Genomic DNA, 24,129 nt, shown 5'->3' with positions numbered 1-24,129 from the left:
TTATTCATGAGAATTTACTCAAAGCCTCCTTACAGCACTTCCGGCTGTCACGAGGTACACTTTTTTATCCTTAGCCTACTTGCTGAATAGCTTTCATGAACTAGGCTGTACCTCATAGCTGCCGGAAGTGCTGTATTCATCCACTCAGTCATTAGTGTAGAAATGTTAAGATAAAGACATCAACATCAGCAGTTCCCGCATCTTGCACATGTCAAAGTCCTCCCTTCCGAAAGTTGTAGTTATTGGTGCTGGCATCGGCGGATTGACAGCAGGTGCATTGTTGGCGAAACGGGGCTATGATGTGACCATCTTCGACCAAGCGATCGTCCCAGGTGGCTGTGCATCGACATTCAAGCGGCAAGGCTTTACCTTTGATGTCGGTGCGACTCAGGTAGCTGGATTGGAACCAGGTGGTATTCATCACCGGATCTTTAGCGAACTCGAAATCGAATTACCGCCAGCAGTGCCCTGCGATCCGGCTTGTGCGGTATTTTTACCAGGTGAAACCACGCCGATTAGTGTCTGGCGCGATCCCGAACGCTGGCAAGCCGAACGTCAACAGCAGTTCCCTGGGAGCGAACCATTCTGGCAGTTTCTACAGCAATTATTTACCGCTAGTTGGGAGTTCCAGAGCCGCGATCCGATCCTACCCCCGCGCAATCTGTGGGATGTGACGCAATTAGTCGGCGCATTGCGATTGGGGACGCTGATTACCGTACCGTTTACGCTGTCTACTGTGGGCGACGCGCTCAAGTGGTTTGGACTCGATGGGGACAAACGGCTGCGGACATTTCTCGATCTTCAGCTCAAACTCTACTCGCAGGTAACGGCAGCAGAAACAGCACTATTATACGCTGCAACGGCTCTAGGCGTGTCTCAGACCCCGCAAGGACTCTATCACCTTCAGGGGAGTATGCAGGTGTTGAGCGATCGCTTGGTGGCTTCCCTAGAGCGGGATGGTGGCAAATTATTGATGCGGCATACGGTGGAATCGATCGAGTGCGATGAGGCTGGAGTTACAGGCGTAACGATCCGCAACCAAAAGACGGGTGAAACTCGGACAGAAACCGCCGCTGAAGTGGTGGCAAATGTCACCGCCCAGGATTTGGTTAGATTGCTCGGCGATGCGGCTCCCAAGTCCAATCCGATTCCCCTATTATCCATCGACGGCTATCGATCGCGTGTCAAGACTTTACCCCAAGCTTCGGGTGCATTTGTCGTATATTTGGGCGTAAAAGAGTCGGCAATTCCCGCCGGATGTCCGCCCCATCTGCAATTTCTCTACGATTACGACGGCATCATCGGCGAGAACAATTCGTTATTTGTCTCTGTTAGTCATCCAGGCGACGGACGCGCACCTGAAGGTAAGGTAACAATTATTGCCTCCTCATTTGTCGATCCGCACAAATGGTACGGCGAGGGGGTCGATTATGAGGCGATGAAGGCTGAATATACCGCAACGGCGATCGCTAAATTGGGCGAATATTTCGATCTCGCACCGGAAAATCTCGTCGTCACTGAAGCAGGTACACCCCGCACCTTCGAGCATTATACCGGACGCGATCGGGGCATCGTCGGCGGTATCGGGCAACGGGTTTCGACATTTGGGCCATTTGGCTTTGCGACGCGGATTCCCGTGGCGGGACTGTGGATGGTGGGGGATTCTACCCATCCTGGGGAGGGTACAGCGGGGGTAAGTTATTCGGCATTGACTGTCGTTCGCCAAATCGAACAGCAGGTATTGGGTTAATTCACATTATCAATTATCAATTATCAATTAATTTAAGGATTTTGTCTTTGCATAATTTCTAACATCCGAGCAGTATTTTCAGAAGTTTTAATCGCAGCTGCTAAAGATTCTAGCCCAACTCTAAACCCAATCACCTGAAGAATCCAAATCAACGGCGTAATGATTAATCCAGTTAAGACGCCGACAAAGCCATTGTTGAAGGAGCCAATCAAAAAGGCTAAACATCCCAGTGAAACCAGTGCGATCGCTACGACATAGAGAATACCAATTATTCTAATCGTAATAAAGTTAGCAAAGGAAATATCAAATAATGACTCGAAAAAAGTTTTTCTTTGGCTCACGATCTTTAGCTGTCATAGATTAAGCTTTTATTATATTAAAATAACTAAAATTTGATAATACACTTTGCACAAATCCATATATTTATACATACATTAAACTTACACGAGCGTAGTTTACGATCGATAATTGTGCGGTTAATATGTAGATAGATTGACACTTTCGCTCGATCGATCGGATGTACGTCAGCGTAAATTTGCAACAGGAGCCAATAGCTGATGTGAGCTGGGCTGTAATGAACATCGTCACCTGATGTACCAGCAACTACTTTGCTGTATACTTACTGTTGACTGACACTAGTTTGTCCGCACTTAAATTCCCGTAAAGTTTTATCTATGCCTATTCTCGATCGACAAGGTAGATTATTTGGCAAAGTCAGCCTCCTCGACATTGGTGCTGTCCTAGTAATGTTATTTGTGGTCGTAGGGATTTTTCTATCGCCTGGTAATACGGGGCGAATTAACGGTCAAGATAAGTCTCAAGTAGTAGAAGCTGATGTGATTGTCAGAGGGCTAAATGTGCTCAACCCCGACTCCTTGATGACGCAATTTAGTCCAGGTAGCAAACTCAGTTTTGTGATTCGCAATCAGCCAGCCGGACAAGTCGATATCAAATCAGTCCGCCAACTCGATCGCAACTTAGCAGTACCCCAAGCTGATGGTACTGTCAAAGCGATGAAAGACCCCAGACCCGACTCTTATAGTGTCGATATGATCGTTACAGTCACGGGGAAAGGTCAGAAAACCAAAGAGGGACTGGTACTTGGCAATACCAAAATGAAAATTGGTTCTACAGTAGAAATCGATCAGCTCAATTATAATTTCAATGGCACGGTGATCGACATCCGCTATCTAGATACTCCCTCCCCAGTGAAGAATTAAATTCTAGGGTAGTGGGTGAATAGCGGATAGTCAATAGTGAATAGTCGATAGTGGAAAAAATTGACGATCTAAATAAAGCATGGAGAATTAAACCCGTACTAGCCGCTACCGAATATTGCTGTCATGCTATAGATAGGTGGTTAAAAGCGCAACCTATCTCCAGTATCTAACTATCACAAATGATTACAGCAGAAAATACAACAACAATCGCTCTTCTAACAATCTCACTCGGTATTCTGGGCTGGGGTTATTATCGGAATCGAGACTTGGGTAAATTTGGTATCCTATCATGGTTGCAATCAGCCGTGCTAATGATTCCATGGCTGTTGAGCTTTGGGGCATTTGCCGCTGGCTTGTATATCAATCTAGCTGGAATTTTGCTGTTGCTGGTGATTTCCACGACTTTGTATATTTGGTTGGGTACCCAGGTTCGACTCGCAGCCCAAGATCCCGAAACAGCCCTCAAAATTGCCGAGTTTCAGACTAAACAACAGAGTAAAAAGTCAGTCATACCCACTGAAACAGGCGCACAAGCCCTCGCGATCGCGATGGACATGCTGACGATGCCAGATGCAGATTTGAGCAGTATTAAAGGCATTTTTGGCATCGATACCTTTTATGCGACCGAAACCTTGGCTTACGAACAGGGAGCAATTTTTAAGGGTAACTTGCGTGGTGATGCCACCGAGGTACATAGACGCTTGACCGACAAATTACATAATAAAGTTGGCGATAAATACCGTCTATTCCTCGTTCCCGATCCCGAAGAGCGTCCCGTAGTCGTCGTCTTGCCCAGCAGTAACGATCCGCAACCAGCGACAGTCGGGCAACAGATTCTCGCAGTAGTGATGTTTGTCGCGACAATTGCCACCAGTTTGGAAGCGATGGGAGTATTCTTAGGATTCGATTTCTACGAACACACCGAACGGGCGCGGGAGATTGTCCCTTTAGTATTGGGGATCTGGACGATCCTGATCGCTCATGAAATTGGACACCAAGTACTCGCCCAAATGCGGCAGGTCAAAATCGGTTTACCATTCTTTCTACCGACCGGACAAATTGGTTCGTTTGGCTCAATTACTCGGTTTGAATCGCTGATTCCCGATCGCAGTACGCTGTTTGATATCGCTCTAGCTGGCCCAGTAATGGGTGGTTTAGTTTCCCTACTAATGTTGGTAGTCGGTCTACTGTTATCCCATGCTGGTGGTGGATTAGAGATTCCCTCCCAATTTTTTCAAGGTTCGATTTTAGTTGGTATTATTGCTAAGGCGATCCTCGGTGCCACAGTACATCAAGCGACGCTCTCGATTCATCCTTTGGTAATTATTGGTTGGTTGGGTTTAGTAATCAATGCCCTCAATTTGATGCCAGCAGGACAACTAGATGGCGGGAGGATCGTGCAAGCGATTTATGGACGCAAAACAGCCCAACGCAGCACTCTGGTTACTTTAGTAATTTTGGGATTGGTGGCATTTTTTAACCCTGCCAACTTAGTGATTTTCTATTGGCTGATCTTAGTTGGCTTTCTCCAACGCGGATTGGAACGACCTAGTTTAGATGAAATCACCGAGCCAAACGATACTCGCGCGGTATTGGGTTTGATCGCGCTATTTTTGATGGCGGCGACGATAATTCCTTTTAGTCCAGAGTTGGCTGGACAGCTAGGAATTGGGCTTTAGGTTTTAGGCTTTAGGCTTTAGGCTTTAGGCTTTAGGCTTTAGGTGGTAGCAGGAAAACAAAATAGGGAATAGTAATTAGAGGGTTGGAGATAAAGCTTTAACTTTACCTTGACGATTGCCAAAATGCTCCAGACTCATTCTTAGAAAGATCGATAATTAATCATTAAATCAGCTAAAAATCATGGGCGAATTTGGATTATTAATTGCAGCAGCGATCGCCGCAGCGATCGTTAAATCAGGAATTAAAGTCGATCGAGAGTACGAGCGGGGAGTGATCTTTCACTTGGGACGCTTCCAGCAAATTAAAGGCCCGGGATTGTACTTCATCGCACCGATCCTCGACCAAAAAGTTCAAGTAGATATTCGTACCAAAACTGTCGATATCGCCCCCCAAGAGGCAGTTACCGCCGATAGCGTCACGATCAAAATTAATGCCGTCCTCTACTATCGGATCATCGATCCGATGAAGGCAATCAGTCGCGTCGAAAACTATCAAATGGCTGTCTATCAGGCTTCGATGACCACCTTGCGAAATATTGTCGGTCAACATAACCTCGATGATATGCTCCAAAGTCGCGATAAAATCAACGCCAAAGTGCAAGAAATCGTCGATGAAATCACCGAACCGTGGGGAGTTGAGATCGAGCGAGTGGAGCTAAAAGATGTCGAAATTCCGATCTCGATGCAACGCGCGATGGCTAAAGAAGCTGAAGCCGCACGAGAAAAACGCGCTCGACTAATCAAAGCTGAAGCCGAACAAGAAGCCTCAAAGTTACTCAGTGAAGCGGCTCAACAGATGATGGAAAATCCCGCCGCATTAGAATTGCGACGGTTACAAATGTTGACTGAAATTGGTGCAGAAAATAATACCACGACCTTGGTGATGATTCCTTCTGACATCATTAGTCTCGCTAAAGAATGGTCTACAGCAGCCCACAATAACAATATGGCAGCTATGGATCGTCAGTCTCAGCCACCCCAAATCGCCCACGTAGCCGCGCCAAAAGAGCAGCTACTCAATCCCAGTCCAGAGCAGCAACTCAACTTACCCGCACCAGCTCAGACTCCAGCCCAACAAGTTAGTCTATTAGACAAATTAGAGCAGATCTAGCGATTCTAAACTAATGTAGGGTGTGTGAGGCACAAGCCTTAACGCACCAGTAGCCGATCCTAGCGATCTGATTTAGGGCTACATACCGCTCCGATGCGAGCAGCTTAACCCCCACAGAAGCGATAAATATAGAATATGTTCGCAAATACTATCTCAAATAAATGGTCTGAAACAACAGCTAAAAATGAACCCACGATCGAATTAGTAGTATTCGATATTGATGAAGTTAGTTTTGGTATTCCGATCGATAAGCTCGATCGAATTATTAGTAATGTTCACTTGGATAAAGATGCTACCCTCATCCAGAATGTTGAGATTATCGATCTTCACGATCGACTAACCGGAATCTCAATTTCCAACCCAACGGCGATCGCCATTTTTACCAACGCTGCTCAATAATTATGTGGTATTCCGATCGATACAGCTCCGACACTTATATGTATACCACTCGATCGAATTCGGACTTTACCAAAGGAATTGCGTACTACCAATCCAGTCGGTATTGCTAGTCATATTGCCATGATTTCCAACTCAACAACAGCATTAACAATATTCATTTTGGCATAAATTCAAAAACAAGGGGAGGAGCAATTAATTAATTGCCCCTCCCCTTGTTTTGAAGATTATGATATTAATCGCACCAGTTTACTCACCCGTAACAGACAATCCTTCCACCCAAATTCGCGGACAGACACCACCAGTTGTTAGATCTTCCTTTGGTTCGATAAACACGATCGAGTTTAGTAATTCGCGGAAATCTCCGGCAACTGTAGCCGCCTCAACACTAGTCTTCACACCCTTGTTAATCACCCAACCATCAAAAGGTAAGGAAAAAGAACCTTGCAACGATTGTACGCCCGCGTGGAGGGCTTGGAGGTCATCGATCAGGATGACATTTTCGGCAGTATCCAGATTATAGTTATCATCTGCTTTCTCACCACCAGATACATGATAAAAATGGGGTGAAACAGTAATTTTCGATCCCATATTCGCATGTCCCGTCGGCCGGGTATTCATCCGTTTAGCAGTTCCAGCACTGTGAATGAAGGATGACAACACGCCTTTGTCAATTAGATTGACACGTCGAGTCGGAGTGCCTTCACCATCAAAAGCTTCGATCCCAATATTGCTGGGATGAAGTGCATCATCAGCGACAGATAATAATGACGAAGCAATCGTGGTACCTAGAGATTCAGGTGTAGATAAACTTTGATTGTCTAAAATACTTTGGGCATTAAATAGATTGGAGAAAGCACCGAGTAAGCTCAAGAAAGCATCGGGAGAAAATACGATCGTATATTTACCAGAAGCTACCTTCTCATAGTTGAGATGACTGATAGTTTTTTCGGCGGCTTCATCGATACACTTTTGGACATCCAATTTAGCAAAACTATGGCTCATCTCAAAAGCTCCCGCACTGCGAGGCTTTTTCCCTTCCTGTTCGGTTTTGGTATAGAGATAAAGCGAGGTATAAGTTCTAGCTTCACTACGGAGCGCACCAGCACTATTGAGATAAAATTGTTCGATCGAGCGTTGAGCTAAACCATTATAAGGGACACTCTCGATCGCTTCATGAGTATCTAATAATTTTCGCTCCGCCGCCACCAAACTTTCAATCAATTGTGGCACTGCTACAGCTTCACCTGATTCTATCTCAAGTTCGGCGATCGGAGCAGTCGCTTCAGGACTAAAATCTGGTGCGTGTTCTTTAATCCCAAAAAAGCTCGCTTCATGAGCAGTTTTCAGCGCGAGTTCCAACCCGATATCGTCCACATCGGTGGTGCTAGTAATACCGACGGTGTTCTCATTATTCCACACCCGTACCGTAATTCCCGATCGGTTAGAAGCTTTAACTTGTTTTGGTTCACCTTTATCTACCTGTACGCTGGTTTCATCAATTGTCGAACCAGATAAATCGAATTTGGAAATACCTAATTTGGCAGCAATTTGACGAGCGGAATCTGAAACGGTTTGAATATTCAATGACATAGGGAATTTAGTTGACAGTTGATAGTTGACAGCTTGCACTGAGCGACTTGCACTGAGCGACTTGTACTGAGCGAAGTCGAAGTAAGTCGTTGGCGTAGCCTCGCCTCTGGCGATAGTGAGCCGAAGTGTTGACAGTTAAATATTCGATCCGATGTAGGGGCGGGTATTAGTTGATGTAGGGTGTGTTAGGTGCAGCCCTTTGAGTGTGCAAAATTAGCTAACCTTTGATAGCGTTCGCAATACATGACACGATACAATCGGCATTGGTTTTACCCCACCCCAGCCCTCCCCTTATAAAGGGGAGGGAGTAAAGCCCCCCTGCTTGGTGCGCTAAACCCTCGGGAAACCCGAGGAACGCGCATCCGCTTTATAAGGGGGGTTGGGGGCGTAAGACGGGATTTCGATCTCAAACATCTGTTTTAGGATTACCGCAGCGAAATTTTTCGTAGCACCCCGCCCCGATGATTGGTGTCTTAATTCGATCCTATCGTCCACCAACAGTAATCGAATCAACCTTAATATGTGGTTGTCCCACGGTGACATAAATACTGCCACTTACCGAACCGCAGAAGCCCGCAGCCAGTCCTAAATCTGCCGAACACATCGAAATCTTATTCATGATTTCCTTGGCTTCACCAATTAGCGTCGCCCCCTTGAGCGGCTTGGTAATTTTGCCATTTTCAATCAGATAAGCTTCATCCACCGAGAAATTAAATTGTCCGGTAGCACCAACGCTACCACCACCCATTTTCTTACAGTAGATCCCCTTCTCGATCGAGTTAAACAGATCCTCTACCTTGTGCTCTCCAGGTGCGATATAAGTATTCCGCATCCGACTCGCCGCTGCATAAGCATAATTATTCCGTCGTCCACTTCCCGTGCGCGGATGTCCAGTTCGGATCGATCCGGCTCGATCGGCGATAAAATTCTTGAGGATGCCATTTTCGATCAGTAAGGTGCGTTGGGCTGGCATTCCTTCATCATCCATGTCGATGGTGCCAAAAGCATTACCCGACAAACCCTCATCCCAAGCTGTCAGACTTTCGTGAGCGATTTTTTGTCCCTTCATATCGACAAACGGGGTAGTATTGCGCTCGATTTGGGTAGTTTCGAGTAAATGTCCGCACGCCTCATGGAAGATCACCCCACCAAACTTGTTTGCCATGATAATCGGGTAAGTTCCCGATTCTACATAGTCAGCGTAGAGCATCTTCCCCGCCGACTCCGACACATCCTCAGCAGTAGCAGCATAGTCCCAGGTTTTTAAAAACCCTGGATTGCTAGTATCACCGACGCGTTGTCCGATCGAAGAACGGTTCGCACCATCGGCACATAATAGGTTATACCCTACCGATTGTGTCAGCCGAATATCTCGCGCAAATGTTCCATCGCTAGATGCAACTAAAACCTCTTGCCAATCGCGGAAATAAGCAGCGCGTCGGGATTGAATGTGAGTAGCCGTCTGTTTTAGTTTGCCATTCGCCGCCAGCAACACATCTCCCATTTCCCGCATCGAGCTACATTCACCCAACCAGCTATCTTTCCCCTTTTTCGTGGCATAGTCGCGCAACAATTCGAGATTGATTTCGGGTACATAAGAATTAGGCGCGGGTAAATGTAACGCCATAATCCCCAATGCCTTCTCTAAGGCAGATTTTAGCCCCTGAAAGGATAGGTCGTTGGTACTGACATAGCAGTCAGCCTTACCCTTAAATACCCGCACTCCTGCCCCTGTCGATAGGCGCGGCGAGATACTCGTGATTTGGTCATCTTCCGCCAGACAGCTAATATAATTTGCGCGCTCTAGGAAAAACTCCACAAAATCAGCACCCGCCGCTCGCCCCAAACCTAGCAGTGTCGATAATGGAGCTTCCCAGGTTTCATCAAACCGATGTGTAGTGGATGAATAACTTAGATTTGGTAGTTGTTTAGATAACAGAAAAGTCTTGGGATCGATCGAAACAGTCATGTAAGCTTCTCCTGGGTTGCTTTACTTATTGTAACAAACACAAAAGAGATTCGTGTGGCGGATCGAGTGAGGCTTTCACTCCCTCCCCTGACAAAGGGGACTAGGTTGGGATAAATATCTTACATGACAACTCAAATAACTTGTCAGTACACATTAGCCCATCGCCTAGCTCTAAAACACTGTAAACATCTATAACAATTGTTATCGATTAATTGAAGAAAATACGATCGTCCGTCAATAGATCTATGCTAAAAATATAGTAAACAATTTTGGTAAAAACATATGGACAAGCAAAGATATCGGATGAACTGCACCCTCACCTTTAGTGATATTTATGGGCAGATTGTCATTTGGCTGATGGTAATTTTTATCAGTCTTGCTTCGGCTTTGTCGCTGTGGAGTACTACTCGCCAAATATATGCCCTAGCCACAGTCGGGTTGATCTTAGTTTTATCCCTACCCTTTTTACTCTTCGCCTTTGTCACTACCCTACTCAATCACATTGAATTCGTCCCGCTCGAAGTCAACGAAACTACTAGTAGCAGCACCAATAAGCACAAAGTCCAAAAAATACAGCCAGCAGCAGTCTAAAGCGGATTGGGAGCGTCAGTAGTCAAAATATTTCGCTCTCATCTCCGGTGGTGTAGCATCCGATCGAGGATCGTCGCGATCCCTTATTACCTTTTGGTATAACTAGGACAGATGCTGAAAAAGTGGTTAGGACATGTTAGTCCGCGAAGGCGGACTTTGCATTATGAGCGGCGATTTCAATCGCTGTCCTAATCGCTGTTCTAAACTGGGTATTCATGTCGAACAAAAGGAATATTAATAATCTCCCCCTCTACATCACCCACCATTACCTTCAAGCCTACCCCACCAGCTTTCGATCGAACATAGCCCAATCCCAATTCCCCATCATTACTACAACTAGTCAAGACACCAACCTTTTCACCATCAACAGTAATAGTCTCACCCACAGCCACAGAGCCAGTTAATTTAACGCCCCAAAGATACTGTTTGACACCCCGATAAGTATTGAGTCTAGCGATCGTTTCTTGACCGATATAGCAGCCTTTGCTAAACGAAATCGTATCCCACAAACCCACCTCCAAGGGGTTGTAATCTTCTGTTAACTCCGCATCGGGTTTTGGTCTACCTTGAGCGATTCGCAGGCATTCCCAGGCATCCTCGTCCACGATCGCGGCACCTAAATTAGTAATAGACTGATATAAGGTTGCAGACTTATCCCGATCGCAAATCAATCGATATCCAGGTAAACCCAATTCAGTCCCGATCGCGATTCGCACCTCGACACCATCAATAATATATACTTGATGACTATGCTGAGGTAAATCTGTAATTGAACAACCCAATTGCGCTAATATCCCCATACTCTCATCACCCATTAAAGTAAAACTAGCTAGAGTATCAGTGACATCTTTTAACTTGACTCGATCGGCAAAAAAGATATATCGATCGAGCCAATTAAATAAATATTCACGCCGATTGGGCGAGCAGATTAATAATACCTCATCAGCTAAAATCAATCCAGTTACTAGATCGATCGTCCGAGCAGTAGAAGTGACAAATACCGTATCACATCCTTCTCCCGCCAAACGTTTTTCAAAATCCGCCGTGCTTTGATTGTGGAGAAACCTGAGTCGATCTCGATCGCTCACCAGAATTTTCCCCCGATCGGAACTATCATAAATAGCAGCACCCGATCGAGCAGATTTAAGTATTGTTTGGATATTCAAATTACTATTTTCCATATATTTTAATCCGCTTAGGCATTTGGAGCGTTAGTAGCATTTTCAGCCACCATCAAGGCAAATTGTCAAAAATCTTCGCAATTACAGCCTTAGCCTTATTATCCAGCAGCATCCAGTCGATCGTCCCAGTATCCAGATCGATCGAACTAGTATCTACCTCCACAATTCGACTCTCAAGTTCGCTGTGACTGCCATCATAATTGAGAAAACATACCTGATAGCATAAATCCCAAATATCAAACTTTAACTGCTTATCCTCAGATTCCAGACACAAATAATTAATCGGGTGAGGATCGCGCACCTCCTCATAACTGACTTTCCATGTCGAAACCTCCGACTGTTGGCGGATTCGATCGATTATCCTGATATAAATCGGCTGCATCAAAAACTCCGCTTGTTGCCAAGCCAATTCACTCGCAAATTTAGGCTGCATAAATATAAGTTTTAAAATTCAATCCTCTATTCCTCACTTTACCTCCTCCGTGTTCGCACATGTCTGAGACAAAACCTCCGTGTACCTCAGAGGTTAAAAAATTACCCTCCAAACCCAGCATCAGCGATCGCGCAGCCGGATACATTCGGTTATAATGGTTGCTGTTAGCTAGTACGATCGAAATTCTAATGTTTGGTGATTTTTTTGACAACATCAGTCGATACCCCAGCTATTTTGTAACGATTATCCTCGGTATCTTCATTTCCGCCTTTGGTTGGTTAGCACCATTGTGGAAGCGTCCAGTCACAGCAGTTGCGCTGGTTGGATTTTTGGTAGGAGCAGTCATGGTCATAGTATTGACACTCAAAGCAATGTTAGGATTCACACCCATCAACTGAAATTGTGTTGGTGGTTAAAAAGATTTAAGAAAAATTATGACTAATACTCGTCGCGTGTCACGCGTCGCCGAACTCATCAAGCGCGAAGTCAGTCAGATGATCCTCTTTGATATCAAAGACGACAGGGTTGGTGCTGGGATGGTAAGTGTCACTGCTGTAGATGTCGCTGGCGATCTTCAGCATACCAAAATCTTTGTCAGTATTTACGGTAGCGATGAAGTTCGGGCCGAGACGATGGAAGGACTCAAATCAGTCACCGGATACGTCCGCAGTGAATTGGGCAAACGCGTCCGACTCAGACGTACGCCCACAGTGATTTTTGTAGAGGATAAATCATTCGATCGAGCTACCAGCGTTCTATCACTCATCAACCAACTCAGTTTAAAGCGTGGTGAGTCAGAAGATCTAGCTCCATCTGAATTGGATAGCGATTCTACAGCTCAATCTGATGAAGGGGAAGTTTTGCCAAAGACTGAAAATTCTCAGGTTTAGCAGTAAATTGTAGGGTGTGTTAGCGACAGCGTAACGCATCAAACCAACATCCCACAACAAAAACTCCTGCCGAATCGACAGGAGTTTTTGCTTATGCTGTAATTAGATCGAGATTAGTCGATGTCATTCAAGAACAATGTTGGTTCTGTTTCGCGGTTCAGTCCTTTCTCGAAACCAGCAGCAGCAGCGCGTGCGCGTCCTGCGTGCCACAAGTGACCGATAAAGAAGAAGAATCCTAACACGAAGTGAGAACAAGCCAACCACGCACGAGGCGAGACGTAGTTGAATGCGTTGATTTCAGTAATAACCCCACCAACTGAGTTCAAGGAACCCAGAGGCGCGTGAGTCATGTACTCAGCCGCACGACGTGCTTGCCAAGGTTGAATATCATTCTTGACTTTGCTCAGATCCAAACCGTTAGGTCCACGTAGTGGCTCTAACCAAGGACCTTGGAAATCCCAGAACCGCATGGTTTCACCACCGAAGATGATTTCTCCAGAAGGAGAACGCATCAGGTACTTACCTAGACCAGTAGGACCTTGAGCAGTTGCGATATTCGCACCTAAACGTTGGTCGCGGATCAAGAAGGTCAATGCTTGTGCTTGAGAAGCTTCAGGGCCTGTAGGACCGAAGAATTCACTAGGATAAACAGTGTTGTTGTACCAAACCATGATCGACGCAACAAACGCCATCAAGGATACAGCAGCTAAACTGTAAGAGAGGTAAGCTTCACCAGACCAGACCAGTGCTCGACGTGCCCAACCAAAAGGTTTGGTCAGAATGTGCCAGATCCCACCACCGATACATAGTAAAGCAACCCAAATGTGTCCGCCGACAACATCTTCTAAGTTATTAACACTAATAATCCAGCCTTCGCCACCGAAGGGAGCTTTCAGTAAATAACCAAAGATGATTGCTGGGTTGAGAGTAGGATTGGTAATGATGCGAACATCCCCACCACCTGGTGCCCAGGTATCATACAAACCACCAACGAACATTGCTTTGATGACGAGCAATAATGCACCACAACCCAGAATTACGAGGTGGAAGCCCAAAATCGAAGTCATTTTGTCCTTGTCTCTCCAGTCGTAACCGAAGAAAGAAGAATACTGTTCTAGTGTGTCAGGACCACGTAGTGCATGGTAAAGACCACCAACACCCAATACCGCAGAGGAAATTAGGTGTAAAACACCGACGACAAAGTAAGGAAATGTATCAACGATTTCGCCACCAGGACCGACACCCCAACCTTGGGTAGCCAAGTGAGAAAGTAAAATAATACCTTGTTCGTACATCGGTTTTTCGGGTACGAAGTGAGCCACCTCAAACAGGCACATGGCTCCAGCCCAAAAGACAATCAAACCAGCGTGGGCAACGTGTGCGCCCAACAGCTTACCAGACAGATTGATCAGACGCGCATTTCCAGACCACCAGGCGAACCCAGATGATTCTTGATCGCGTCCACCACCCGAAACCATTGTAGTATTAAAGGGCGTTTCCACTCTTGCAGTACCTCGATCGATGAACTATATGTGAAATCTGAAGTGAACTGCCTACATTCATTGCCTAAGCTACAAATATAGGCTTCCCCATTCACTGGGAATAGCCGCTAGAACTACTAAATAGTTCTGTTGGTCTGACATTCCCTCCAAGGGCAGAAGTCCTGGTTCCCAAGACCCAAATTTTTTTGGCGATCATTACCTATGCGCTTGGTTTTCGCTTGCGGTATCGATCGCCCAGAACTATCGATTAAAAAAACCGGAAGATAAATCGATTGTACAATTATCTTCCGATGTTTCAACGCTTTTAGAGCGCGTTACCACGAGGCAATACTTCTTCTGGGAAGATGAACTGTTCGTGTGGTTGGTCTTGTGGAGCCATCCATGCGCGAATACCTTCGTTGAGCAGAATATTCTTGGTGTAGAATGTTTCAAACTCAGGATCTTCTGCTGCTCTCAATTCTTGAGATACGAAGTCATATGCACGTAAGTTTAATGCTAAACCGACGATCCCGATCGAACTCATCCACAATCCAGTCACAGGGACAAAGAGCATGAAGAAGTGCAACCAACGTTTGTTGGAGAAAGCTACACCGAAAATCTGCGACCAGAAACGGTTTGCAGTTACCATCGAGTAGGTTTCTTCAGCTTGGGTAGGATCGAACGCACGGAATGTGTTCGATGATTCGCCATCGCCATCTTCAAATAGAGTGTTTTCTACAGTCGCACCGTGAATCGCACACAGTAACGCACCGCCGAGAATCCCTGCAACACCCATCATGTGGAAGGGGTTGAGAGTCCAGTTGTGGAAACCTTGTAGGAATAGGATAAAACGGAAGATTGCTGCTACTCCAAAAGAAGGTGCGAAGAACCAACCAGATTGACCCAATGGGTAAATTAGGAAGACGCTGACGAACACTGCGATTGGGCCAGAGAAAGCTAATGCGTTGTAAGGACGAATCCCTACTAGGCGAGAAATTTCAAATTGACGTAACATGAAGCCGATCAAACCAAACGCGCCGTGAAGAGCAACAAATGCCCACAGACCGCCTAGTTGACACCAGCGAGTAAAGTCGCCTTGTGCTTCAGGTCCCCATAGCAGCATTAGGGAGTGACCTACGCTATTAGGAGGAGTGGAAAGAGCTGCTGTCAAGAAGTTACAACCTTCAAGGTAGCTAGAAGCCAAACCGTGACTGTACCAGGATGTAACGAATGTGGTACCAGTCATCCAGCCGCCGAGTGCCATAAACGCACAAGGGAATAGTAAGACACCAGACCAACCTACGAACACGAATCGATCTTTTTTTAGCCAGTCGTCTACGACATCAAAGATGCCTCTATCGACCTGCTGGTTGCCAACTGCAATAGTCATGGTGCAGTAAATCTCCAGATATTATGAGGACATGATAGCGGGGGCTGAATTTACGTAGCTTAAATACATAGTCAGCACACCAATTGTTAACTGGTTTATTAAATCAGTTTACGTTTCTTTACTTAGTCTAATAGAATTGTGTCGAAATGGCGAGGATCTTTAGATTTTCTTCGCTAATGTTTAATATTTTACCGATAAATAACCCTTTTGACTCCGATCTCAGCAAAATTTATGAGTATTTATACTTACTGTTTGTCCGATCGACTAGAGATAACGACACTCGATCCCCATCGCTGCCGCAGCTCCGATCTGTACTGTTTACCCAAATTCGATCGGTCACTATCCACTAAATTATCGATCGTTTACAATTAGGATGCTTATCACAATCTTCTCCTTTATATGTACGTCATCGAAATCCTGCTCAAAAATACGGCAATGCCCATGTCAGTGCAACGCAAGACTGTCGAAGAGGCTAATACCGTCTATCAACAGGTTTTGGAAGCGACAAAATCGAACGATCGCTCTTTGCTAGAATTGTCTTGCGATCGTCAGCCAGAAAAGAAAATTGCCGTGATGACCGATTCGATCGTTGCCGCTCAAATGTACGAAAAATCTGGTGCGGCTGCTTCAGGCAAAACGCCTGGGTTTGTCTCCTATGCTGAAATCGCCAGCTAAAAACCTCGCTCGATCTTCTCTACGCTCTCTGTTGTAGAGCGATCGACAACCTTAAAATACTATGACTGAATCCTTACCACTATCATTACCAGCGATCGAGGTAAAGGATCTTTCCTTCGCCTGGAAATCTGGGAAAAATGTCCTCGATGGTTGCTCTCTATCAGTACCACGCGGCGAATTTTGGATGCTCTTGGGTACCAATGGTAGCGGTAAATCGACATTATTACAGCTCATTGCTGGATTACTGGCTCCTCAGGTTGGAACGATCGATATTCATGGTGGTTTAGGAATTGTGTTCCAAAATCCCGATTACCAGTTGGTGATGCCGACTGTCGGTGCTGATGTCGCTTTTGGATTAGTTGCCGAACGACTTACTTCCAGCCAGGTGCATCATCGTGTCACTGAAGCTCTAACTGCTGTCAACCTAGCCGATCTGATCCGTCGTCCTATTTATGCACTCAGTGGCGGTCAAAAGCAGCGTGTGGCGATCGCTGGAGCGATCGCCAGACAAATTGAAGTAATCTTATTTGATGAGCCTACAGCCCTGCTAGACCCTGATGCTCAATTAGATCTCGTTGCCAGAGTCCGCGAACTCGTCAAAAGTCGTGGTTTGACTGCGCTGTGGGTCACTCATCGGCTCGAAGAATTAGACTATTGTGATGGAGCATTTTTGCTAGAGCATGGCAAATTAGTCGATCGAGGCAATCCCGATCGAATGCGCCAAAAATTAATGAGAGAAATCATTTAGATAATGGGAGCTAGGGGATTCGATCGCTAATTGTGTATGGATTCTAACCCAAAATACATACATTCTCCTTATCCCCGACCCCCTATCCACTTGTCCCACAACTTGCTAATATTAAGAAAGCAAATATAAAAATTTATTAAGAAGGTTGTAAGTTGAATCATGCCTCCCTCACGAAAACAAGCTGTATTGCTCGTTGACGGCTACAACGTGATTGGAGCCTGGACAGACTTACACGATTGCCTTGGGCAAATCAAAGGTCAACGACAGACTAGGCAAAATCCGCTCCAATCAGGCTCGAAAGAAGATCTAGAAGCAGCAAGATCGAAACTAGTCGAAGCCTTGATCAACTATAGTGTGTTTGAAGATTACCAAACTAAAATAGTTTTTGATGCTTACAGTCGGGATGTCCCAGCTTATTGTGAGACGATTACGCCCAACTTATCGATTCATTATAGTGACTTTCTCGAAACTGCCGATACGTACATTGAGAAGTTCTGTGCAGCGTTTCGCCACGATCTACAATACTCAGCTTCTAGACTAATTGTAGCAACATCCGATCGCGCCCAACAATTGACAGCCATCGGTTTTGGCGCCGAATGGATTTCCTCCTTGCAACTGATTTCGGATGTCGATTTCAGTGCCAAGAGATCGAAGCAACGACATCGCCCTCAGAAACAATCCTCTAAACGCTTTTTGGTTAATTCCCTCGATGCCAAAGTCCAAGCTCGGCTCTCAGCACTCCGACATGGCTTACCCATGGATGATACCTGACCAGCGATCGTCAGTATATACCAATTTAATTATCCCACCACAAGCTAAATCGTAAGTTCGCCAATCATCTTCACCCGTTAAGGCGGCTACAATACCCAGTACAGAACCTTTGTGAGCGATCGCCAAGCCATTTTCATAGTTGTCTCGAACCAACTTGTGTGCTAAAATATTAATACGTTTATTTAAGTCCTCAGCAGTTTCAGGATAGTAGGGCATAACGAGAGATCGATAATTAGCATTAATATTTGGATAACATTTGACCAAATCATCAACTGGAGTAGTCTCTGGGAATTCTGAAGTCCATTCTTGACACAGCCACTCACACAACCCCCATTCGAGCTGAATCGGTAACTGAAGTAATCTAGCTAGTGGGTCTGCCGTTTGGATCGTCCGCAGAAAGGGAGATGTAAAGATGCGATCGATCGGGCAGTGACTCAATTCCTGAGCCAAAGAGATGGCTCGGTCGAACCCTTGAGCCGAAAGGGGCGGGTCGTAACGGTAAATCGCAGTATCAAACCATTCCGGCCAAATAAAATCCAATCGATGTGCATGACGAGCCAACCAAAGTGTCTGCATTGAATCTAAATTCCTAGTTGTGCTGTGGATCGCAGGTATGTAAATAAATAGTAACTATGATGAGAGTGAGAATAGATCGACTAGGGCGGTTATTAGGGAAGATTTGGGTGTGAAGACCGACCCGATCGACGTTGATAATGTTCAGAGTCTTTACTGTCAGCCAATTGGCTGAGGATTAAAAAAGTTAGTCAGTAAATGTGTAGAAATGTTAAAATTGTTAGAATAAACGTATGAAGTCAACTTGAGAACCAAGTGCAATTGATGGTTACTGCCGCAACAGCGATCGATATTTAACTGTCTTGCCTTTGTTTTAAGCTGGGGCAAATCTCCAGCTCACATGTCGCAACTGTCGCTCAGACAGACCTCGCACTTGAGATTTTGCATCTAAATTCCCCCTACATTTTTAGCCAGAGTCATGAAAACTGCTCAAGCATCAACCGATACTGTCCGTACCTACCTCCGTGAAATTGGGCGCGTGCCCCTGCTCACCCACGAGCAGGAAATCCTGTATGGTAAGCAGGTACAGCAGTTGGTGATCCTGATGGCGGTCAAAAATACTCTCATGGAAGAACTCGGTCAAGAACCAAGTTTAACCGAATGGGCAACTGCTGCCAACATCGATCCACTCCAACTGCAAAAGACCGTTTCTGCGGGTGAAAACGCCAAACGCCGTATGGTAGAGGCTAATCTCCGACTGGTAGTGTCTGTTGCCAAAAAATATATCAAGCGCAATATCGACCTGTTGGATTTGATCCAAGAAGGGACAATTGGGATGCAGCGTGGAGTCGAAAAATTCGATCCTAGTAAAGGTTATCGGTTTTCGACATATGCCTACTGGTGGATTCGCCAAGCGATTACCCGTGCTATTGCGGAAAAAGCACGAGCGATTCGGCTACCAATCCACATCACCGAAAAGCTCAACAAAATCAAAAAAGCCCAACGCGCTCTCGCCCAACAATTTGGACGAGCAGCGACAATCAACGAGCTAGCAGCAGAACTAGAGTTAACGTCCAAACAAGTTAGAGAGTATCTAGAACGTGCGCGTCAACCATTATCACTAGACTTACGGGTAGGTGACAATCAAGACACCGAACTCGGAGATTTGTTAGAAGATCCAGGGATCTCGCCAGAGGAATATGTGACCAACTCATCACTTCAAGTAGACTTGGAGCGGATGATGTCCGAACTCACTCCTCAGCAACAGCAAGTCCTCACCCTGCGGTTTGGGTTGAAAGATACTCAACCGCTCACCCTGGCAAAAATCGGTGACTTACTCAATATCAGCCGCGAACGAGTACGTCAAATCGAGCGTGAAGCAATAGCCAAACTTCGCAAACGTAAAGCAGATATCGGTGAATATCTAGCTTCATAATCAAAATAGTTAAGTCCGCATCAGCGGGCTTTTTTTATATGGGCATTTTTATTGCGTTCGGAGGGGCAAGTTTAAGCTACTCCCTTTCCACTCAAGAAATAGACATCATGATTCACACTGTGCCTACGGCAGGCTACGCCAACGGCTCACTATCGCCAGCGAGGCTAGCCAACGAGTTCGCATTGCCTACGGCAAGCTAACGCCAACAGTGCAAGCCATTCACCATCGACCATTCACCCCCTACCCTAAATGTCTAACTTGACACTGGAAGAGAGTAGAATCGCCTCTACAGATCTAAATATTTTTTGAGATGAAATTGTGAATTTAGAACTACCCCATAAACGAATTGGTGTCGCGGTAATCTGGAATCAATCTGGGCAAATCTTAATCGACAAGCGAAAGCTAGATGGAACAATGGGCGGACTGTGGGAATTCCCAGGTGGTAAAATCGAAGCAGGGGAAACGGTAGTTGATTGTATCCTGCGGGAGATTCATGAGGAACTAGCGATCGAAATTACCGTAGGGGAGCATCTGATAACGATCGAGCATACCTATCCCACATTTCAAATTACCCTCATCGTCCATCATTGTCAGCATATCAGTGGTATTCCTCAACCGATCGAGTCTGACGAAATTCGCTGGGTAGATGTCAGCGATTTGAACCGATACCAATTTCCAGCGGCTAATCTGGCAATCATCACGGCAATTCAGTCAGGGTATAAATGTCAGGTGTCAGGGATTGAGGCGACTGGTAACTAAATACCAACTTATCTGGAATCGCTAAGTGCAAACTTGTATGAAGAAGTAGTAGTATTTTTGGCTTGAGCTAGATCCTTCTGGTTCAACTGGGTACAATCTAAACAATACGGCACAGTGATAAAGCTATGGCGACAGAATTAGCAATTCGGACTGAAGATTTAACCAAACAATTCGATCGTCATATTGCTGTAAATGGCGTAGATTTGGCGATAGAAGCTGGCGAAGTGTACGGATTGATAGGCCCTAATGGAGCGGGTAAGACGACCCTGATGCGGATGCTAGCCACCGCTGAGGAGCCAACTGTAGGAGAGATCTATATCAATGGCGAACGGTTGCTGCGAGATCGCAGTAATGCCAATCTGAAAAGATTGCTAGGCTATCTTCCTGACGATTTTCCCTTGTATGATGACCTGACGGTTTGGGATTATCTCGATTATTTTGCACGGCTGTATAAACTCACCGCCGAACATCGTCAGCGACGGTTATATGATGTGCTGGAGTTGGTACAACTTAGTACCAAGCGCAACAGTAAAATTGCTACTTTATCGCGAGGGATGAAACAGCGATTGAGCCTAGCGCGGACGATTATTCACGAACCAATTTTACTACTATTAGATGAACCTGTATCGGGATTGGATCCGATCGCGCGGATGCAGTTTCGGCAGATTATTAAGACACTCCAAGAAGCGGGAATGACGATCCTTATCTCATCTCATGTATTGAGTGATTTAGCAGAACTCTGCACTTCAGTGGGGATTATGGAGTTAGGATTTTTAGTTGAAAGTTGCCAGCTTCAGGATCTTTATCAACGCCTGAGCCGCCAACAAATTTTGATTAGTACCCTTGGCGATCTAGAAGTAGTCAAATGCGAACTCAAAGCTAACTCTCTAGTAACGGATATTGAATTTTTAGTCGGTACAAATCAAATTCGGTTAGAGTTTTCGGGTACAGAACAGGATGCGGCTGATTTATTACGATCGCTTATTCACGCACAGTTACCGATTACCAGTTTCCAATGTACACAGGAAGATTTAGAAACCATCTTCTTGAAATTAGGGCATCAACAAGCTTCTTAAATTAATTGATAATTGATAATTGATAATTGATAATTGATAATTGATAATTGGGTTTTTAAGATGCGGATTGAGCGCACCAAGCAGCGGATGCAACCACGCGGAGGATACCTTGAGCATGTGTTGCACCAAGCAAACCCCGAAGCCATGGCTTCTGCTCTTTGTTAAATCAGTTGCCAGCTTACTGTTACTTAGTGAGGACAAATATATGAGGTGAGTACTTATAATTTAGATCGGAGCCGTTATTAATAATTTAAGTGGAATTAATTATGCTACTAGACAGACTAATTGACAAAGCAGGTGACTCAAGTCCCCAACTCTTTCGAGAACTTAAAGAACGTTTGACGCTAAGAAATATTGGGGTAGCGATCGCATCGGCTCTGGTGATTCAAGCACTTGTCATGATGTATTTTAATGGACAAATTCCTGTCCCTACATATGACGATACGTTGAGTCCTGGTGCTTCAGTGCATCAGCTCATCGAAAAACATAGTACCTACTGTACGTCTTCAAATCGTGGAAATATCTACGATACTCTCTGCAAACTGAATGAAACTGGGAATTTTTTGATTAATTGGCAGAAATGGTGGTTGGATGTGTTTACCTGTCTTAGTTGGGTTTTACCTTTAGCACTGATTCTCGGATCGGTTTACCTATTGGTTGCCGATTTAGTCCAAGAAGAAAAACGCGGTACTCTCAACTTTATCCGGCTCAGTCCCCAATCAGCACGGCAGATTTTTATCGGCAAAATCTTGGGCGTACCGATTTTGGTATATCTGGTTGTCGCACTAATTATACCCCTGCATTTAGCTGTAGGACTTACTGCTGGCGGTAGTTTACCACTAATAGCTAGCTGGTATATATCGATCGGCTCGATCTGGTTTCTGCTGTCTAGTGCAGCGATCTTGTATGTGCTGCTTGGCGGTATTCAGGCAATTTTGACAGTTATTGCTGTTGCTTACCCGATCTGTTTACCACTTCTAGCCATTAATGCCTTTACCTCCGCCACGATCGAGCGTGCTGAATGGTTAGCGACAATTGGTAAATATATCTCCTGGTTTGGATTACCAATCCTCAGTAGCGCAATCTTTTTCAATACCTTTGGAACTGGCTGTTGTTTGGTAGCTAGCTATTGGGTTTGGCAAGCCTTAGAGCGTTGCTATCTCAATCCGACAGCAACAACTATCGGAAAGTCCCAGAGCTACCTCATCAATCTTTGCTGCCAACTATGGGTTGCGGGATTTGTTTTACCATCAATTCTTCACTCCAACTCTTCTACAGAGGGAACGATTGTGGGGTTAGCAGGTATGGATGCGATCGTCCTGTCATTATTGATTCCCATGTTATTGCCGAGCAAACAAGCATTGCAAGATTGGAGTCGCCATCGCCGCGAACGCATCGATCGTCAACATCGCCAGTTTTGGCAACGCGAACTAGTTCAAGATTTAATTAATAATGATAAGAGTCCAGCATTACTGGCGATCGCGATTAATATCGGGATGGCGATGATATTGTGGATACCTGCCTCGATCTTCACATTTGGCACTCCAGGTCATGGTGTCAGATTTCTCGCTAGCGGATGTTTAGCCGCCAGTCTGATCTTAATCTATGCAGCGATCGCTCATTTAGGTCTATTTCTCAAGGTTCGGAAGCGCAATGTGTGGATTATGGCAATCGTCGCTGGAGTGATGTTATTACCTCTAGTCGGTGCCTTTGTCTTATCTCCCGATCGCGCTCCGACAGGCATTGCGGCAATAATGCTGTTATTTTCCCCACTTGCATCGATCGGAATGATGAAACTTAGTGGCGGAACCATCCTAGTCACATTCGCAGCACAGTTAATGCTGTTAACAGCTTTGACTCACCAATTACAGCGGAAATTGCAGAGCGTGGGACACTCACACAGCAACAAGTTACTCGCTCACACTTAATATCTGAGTAGATCCTATCCATCAGCCCGGTTTCTAGTAGAAGCTGGGTTTTTTAGCGATCGGTGAGATCGTCGTCTTTAGGCTTACTTTTAGCCTTACGGATCAGTTGCGCGATCGTGCGCGAGAGCGAAAGTCCAGACTCAGCAGCGAGCTTTTCTAACTTCTCACGCTCGATCGGATCGAGGGAAACATTTAAGCGATTTTTCTTTGTACTCACAGCGCAAAAGTGGTGTAACTATGGTACCCATTGTCCGAGTTAGAAGCTTGGCAGAGTCAAGATATTAACGTTTGTGACAAACATGAGGAAAAAACAGATCGGAGTCCCTATCGCATTGTATAAACTTAAATTAATAGGTAATACTAATTACTAGTGGCTCTGCCAGTGCCAACTAGCTAAAACTAGTCAGCCTCTCATATTAATACGAGAGTTTTCCCAAATTTATTAAGCTATGTAAAGCACATAGTGCAAAAGTAGCCGAAAAGTTGGACATCAAAACTATTAACTGCATACAGGATTAAATATATGTTAGACGGATTCTC

General features: G+C 45.3%; 24 protein-coding genes. 15 read left to right on the top strand and 9 right to left on the bottom strand.

What is annotated here, in order from left to right:
• The first annotated feature begins 208 nt into the window (after positions 1-208).
• On the top strand, positions 209-1,750 hold the full coding sequence (crtD, locus tag ACEW9J_RS02805; RefSeq protein ID WP_373543627.1) for a C-3',4' desaturase CrtD: 1,542 nt from the start codon (positions 209-211) through the stop codon (positions 1,748-1,750).
• Positions 1,751-1,782: 32 nt separating this feature from the next.
• On the opposite strand, the gene ACEW9J_RS02800 is transcribed toward crtD, so the two are convergent.
• Positions 1,783-2,091, bottom strand: coding sequence for a DUF4282 domain-containing protein (locus tag ACEW9J_RS02800; protein ID WP_373543626.1), 309 nt, complete (start codon positions 2,089-2,091; stop codon positions 1,783-1,785).
• Positions 2,092-2,424: 333 nt separating this feature from the next.
• Here ACEW9J_RS02800 and ACEW9J_RS02795 point away from each other — a divergent pair, with 333 nt between their 5' ends.
• The 4 genes from ACEW9J_RS02795 to ACEW9J_RS02780 all read left to right on the top strand — a co-directional run bounded on the left by ACEW9J_RS02795 (position 2,425) and on the right by ACEW9J_RS02780 (position 6,159).
• Positions 2,425-2,970 (top strand): DUF4330 domain-containing protein, encoded by a 546-nt coding sequence (locus ACEW9J_RS02795; protein WP_373543625.1) that lies wholly within the window; start codon positions 2,425-2,427, stop codon positions 2,968-2,970.
• A 179-nt stretch (positions 2,971-3,149) separates the two neighbouring features.
• A complete protein-coding gene (locus ACEW9J_RS02790) occupies positions 3,150-4,649 on the top strand; it encodes a site-2 protease family protein (RefSeq protein WP_373543624.1) in 1,500 nt (499 codons plus the stop codon).
• Positions 4,650-4,830: 181 nt separating this feature from the next.
• Positions 4,831-5,760 (top strand): slipin family protein, encoded by a 930-nt coding sequence (locus ACEW9J_RS02785; RefSeq protein WP_373543623.1) that lies wholly within the window; start codon positions 4,831-4,833, stop codon positions 5,758-5,760.
• 135 nt (positions 5,761-5,895) lie between these two features.
• The gene (locus ACEW9J_RS02780; RefSeq protein ID WP_373543622.1) at positions 5,896-6,159 is read left to right on the top strand and encodes a hypothetical protein; all 264 of its coding nucleotides are present in this window, start codon (positions 5,896-5,898) and stop codon (positions 6,157-6,159) included.
• Positions 6,160-6,405: 246 nt separating this feature from the next.
• Here the strand turns inward: ACEW9J_RS02780 and ACEW9J_RS02775 are convergent, their stop codons facing one another.
• Complete coding sequence (locus ACEW9J_RS02775; protein ID WP_373543621.1) at positions 6,406-7,749, bottom strand: TldD/PmbA family protein; 1,344 nt, start codon at positions 7,747-7,749, stop codon at positions 6,406-6,408.
• A gap of 484 nt (positions 7,750-8,233) precedes the next feature.
• Positions 8,234-9,718 (bottom strand): TldD/PmbA family protein, encoded by a 1,485-nt coding sequence (locus ACEW9J_RS02770; RefSeq protein ID WP_373543620.1) that lies wholly within the window; start codon positions 9,716-9,718, stop codon positions 8,234-8,236.
• Between the two features lie 282 nt (positions 9,719-10,000).
• On the opposite strand from ACEW9J_RS02770, the gene ACEW9J_RS02765 reads away from it, so the two are divergent.
• Complete coding sequence (locus ACEW9J_RS02765) at positions 10,001-10,309, top strand: hypothetical protein (RefSeq protein WP_373543619.1); 309 nt, start codon at positions 10,001-10,003, stop codon at positions 10,307-10,309.
• A 200-nt stretch (positions 10,310-10,509) separates the two neighbouring features.
• Here the strand turns inward: ACEW9J_RS02765 and ACEW9J_RS02760 are convergent, their stop codons facing one another.
• Both ACEW9J_RS02760 and ACEW9J_RS02755 read right to left on the bottom strand, forming a co-directional pair.
• Positions 10,510-11,490, bottom strand: a complete 981-nt coding sequence (locus tag ACEW9J_RS02760) for a folate-binding protein YgfZ (RefSeq protein ID WP_373543618.1) — start codon at positions 11,488-11,490, stop codon at positions 10,510-10,512.
• 52 nt (positions 11,491-11,542) lie between these two features.
• A complete protein-coding gene (locus ACEW9J_RS02755; protein WP_373543617.1) occupies positions 11,543-11,923 on the bottom strand; it encodes a hypothetical protein in 381 nt (126 codons plus the stop codon).
• A gap of 188 nt (positions 11,924-12,111) precedes the next feature.
• On the opposite strand from ACEW9J_RS02755, the gene ACEW9J_RS02750 reads away from it, so the two are divergent.
• Complete coding sequence (locus tag ACEW9J_RS02750; protein ID WP_373543616.1) at positions 12,112-12,321, top strand: DUF751 family protein; 210 nt, start codon at positions 12,112-12,114, stop codon at positions 12,319-12,321.
• Positions 12,322-12,357: 36 nt separating this feature from the next.
• A complete protein-coding gene (rbfA, locus tag ACEW9J_RS02745) occupies positions 12,358-12,813 on the top strand; it encodes a 30S ribosome-binding factor RbfA (protein WP_373543615.1) in 456 nt (151 codons plus the stop codon).
• Between the two features lie 113 nt (positions 12,814-12,926).
• On the opposite strand, the gene psbC is transcribed toward rbfA, so the two are convergent.
• The gene (gene psbC / locus ACEW9J_RS02740; protein ID WP_373543635.1) at positions 12,927-14,291 is read right to left on the bottom strand and encodes a photosystem II reaction center protein CP43; all 1,365 of its coding nucleotides are present in this window, start codon (positions 14,289-14,291) and stop codon (positions 12,927-12,929) included.
• Positions 14,292-14,619: 328 nt separating this feature from the next.
• Positions 14,620-15,684, bottom strand: coding sequence for a photosystem II D2 protein (photosystem q(a) protein) (gene psbD / locus ACEW9J_RS02735; protein WP_373543614.1), 1,065 nt, complete (start codon positions 15,682-15,684; stop codon positions 14,620-14,622).
• A gap of 399 nt (positions 15,685-16,083) precedes the next feature.
• Between psbD and ACEW9J_RS02730 the strand changes: the two genes are divergently transcribed.
• The 3 genes from ACEW9J_RS02730 to ACEW9J_RS02720 all read left to right on the top strand — a co-directional run bounded on the left by ACEW9J_RS02730 (position 16,084) and on the right by ACEW9J_RS02720 (position 17,878).
• Positions 16,084-16,359: a hypothetical protein gene (locus ACEW9J_RS02730; protein WP_373543613.1), complete on the top strand. Its 276-nt coding sequence runs from the start codon at positions 16,084-16,086 to the stop codon at positions 16,357-16,359.
• Positions 16,360-16,420: 61 nt separating this feature from the next.
• Positions 16,421-17,107 carry an energy-coupling factor ABC transporter ATP-binding protein gene (locus ACEW9J_RS02725; RefSeq protein ID WP_373543612.1) on the top strand — a complete coding sequence of 229 codons (687 nt, stop codon included), beginning with the start codon at positions 16,421-16,423 and terminating at the stop codon, positions 17,105-17,107.
• A gap of 159 nt (positions 17,108-17,266) precedes the next feature.
• Positions 17,267-17,878 carry an NYN domain-containing protein gene (locus ACEW9J_RS02720; RefSeq protein WP_373543611.1) on the top strand — a complete coding sequence of 204 codons (612 nt, stop codon included), beginning with the start codon at positions 17,267-17,269 and terminating at the stop codon, positions 17,876-17,878.
• On the opposite strand, the gene ACEW9J_RS02715 is transcribed toward ACEW9J_RS02720, so the two are convergent.
• Positions 17,858-18,454: a histidine phosphatase family protein gene (locus ACEW9J_RS02715; RefSeq protein ID WP_373543610.1), complete on the bottom strand. Its 597-nt coding sequence runs from the start codon at positions 18,452-18,454 to the stop codon at positions 17,858-17,860. The two genes, ACEW9J_RS02720 and ACEW9J_RS02715, sit on opposite strands and share 21 nt — an antisense overlap.
• Before the next feature lie 415 nt (positions 18,455-18,869).
• On the opposite strand from ACEW9J_RS02715, the gene ACEW9J_RS02710 reads away from it, so the two are divergent.
• The 4 genes from ACEW9J_RS02710 (at position 18,870) to ACEW9J_RS02695 (ending at position 23,589) form a co-directional block, all read left to right on the top strand.
• Entirely contained in the window at positions 18,870-19,826 is a 957-nt protein-coding gene (locus ACEW9J_RS02710; RefSeq protein WP_373543609.1) for an RNA polymerase sigma factor, RpoD/SigA family, read from the top strand.
• Positions 19,827-20,144: 318 nt separating this feature from the next.
• Entirely contained in the window at positions 20,145-20,585 is a 441-nt protein-coding gene (mutT, locus tag ACEW9J_RS02705) for an 8-oxo-dGTP diphosphatase MutT (protein WP_373543608.1), read from the top strand.
• A gap of 125 nt (positions 20,586-20,710) precedes the next feature.
• On the top strand, positions 20,711-21,661 hold the full coding sequence (locus ACEW9J_RS02700; RefSeq protein ID WP_373543607.1) for an ABC transporter ATP-binding protein: 951 nt from the start codon (positions 20,711-20,713) through the stop codon (positions 21,659-21,661).
• A 266-nt stretch (positions 21,662-21,927) separates the two neighbouring features.
• Positions 21,928-23,589 (top strand): hypothetical protein, encoded by a 1,662-nt coding sequence (locus ACEW9J_RS02695; RefSeq protein ID WP_373543606.1) that lies wholly within the window; start codon positions 21,928-21,930, stop codon positions 23,587-23,589.
• A 52-nt stretch (positions 23,590-23,641) separates the two neighbouring features.
• On the opposite strand, the gene ACEW9J_RS02690 is transcribed toward ACEW9J_RS02695, so the two are convergent.
• Positions 23,642-23,806 (bottom strand): ribbon-helix-helix protein, CopG family, encoded by a 165-nt coding sequence (locus ACEW9J_RS02690; protein ID WP_373543605.1) that lies wholly within the window; start codon positions 23,804-23,806, stop codon positions 23,642-23,644.
• Between the last annotated feature and the right edge of the window lie 323 nt (positions 23,807-24,129).

This window comes from Chamaesiphon sp. (assembly GCF_041737865.1).
Taxonomy (GTDB): domain Bacteria; phylum Cyanobacteriota; class Cyanobacteriia; order Cyanobacteriales; family Chamaesiphonaceae; genus Chamaesiphon.
Note: the sequence above shows the minus strand (reverse complement) of the source record. Positions and strands in the feature narration are given on the sequence as shown.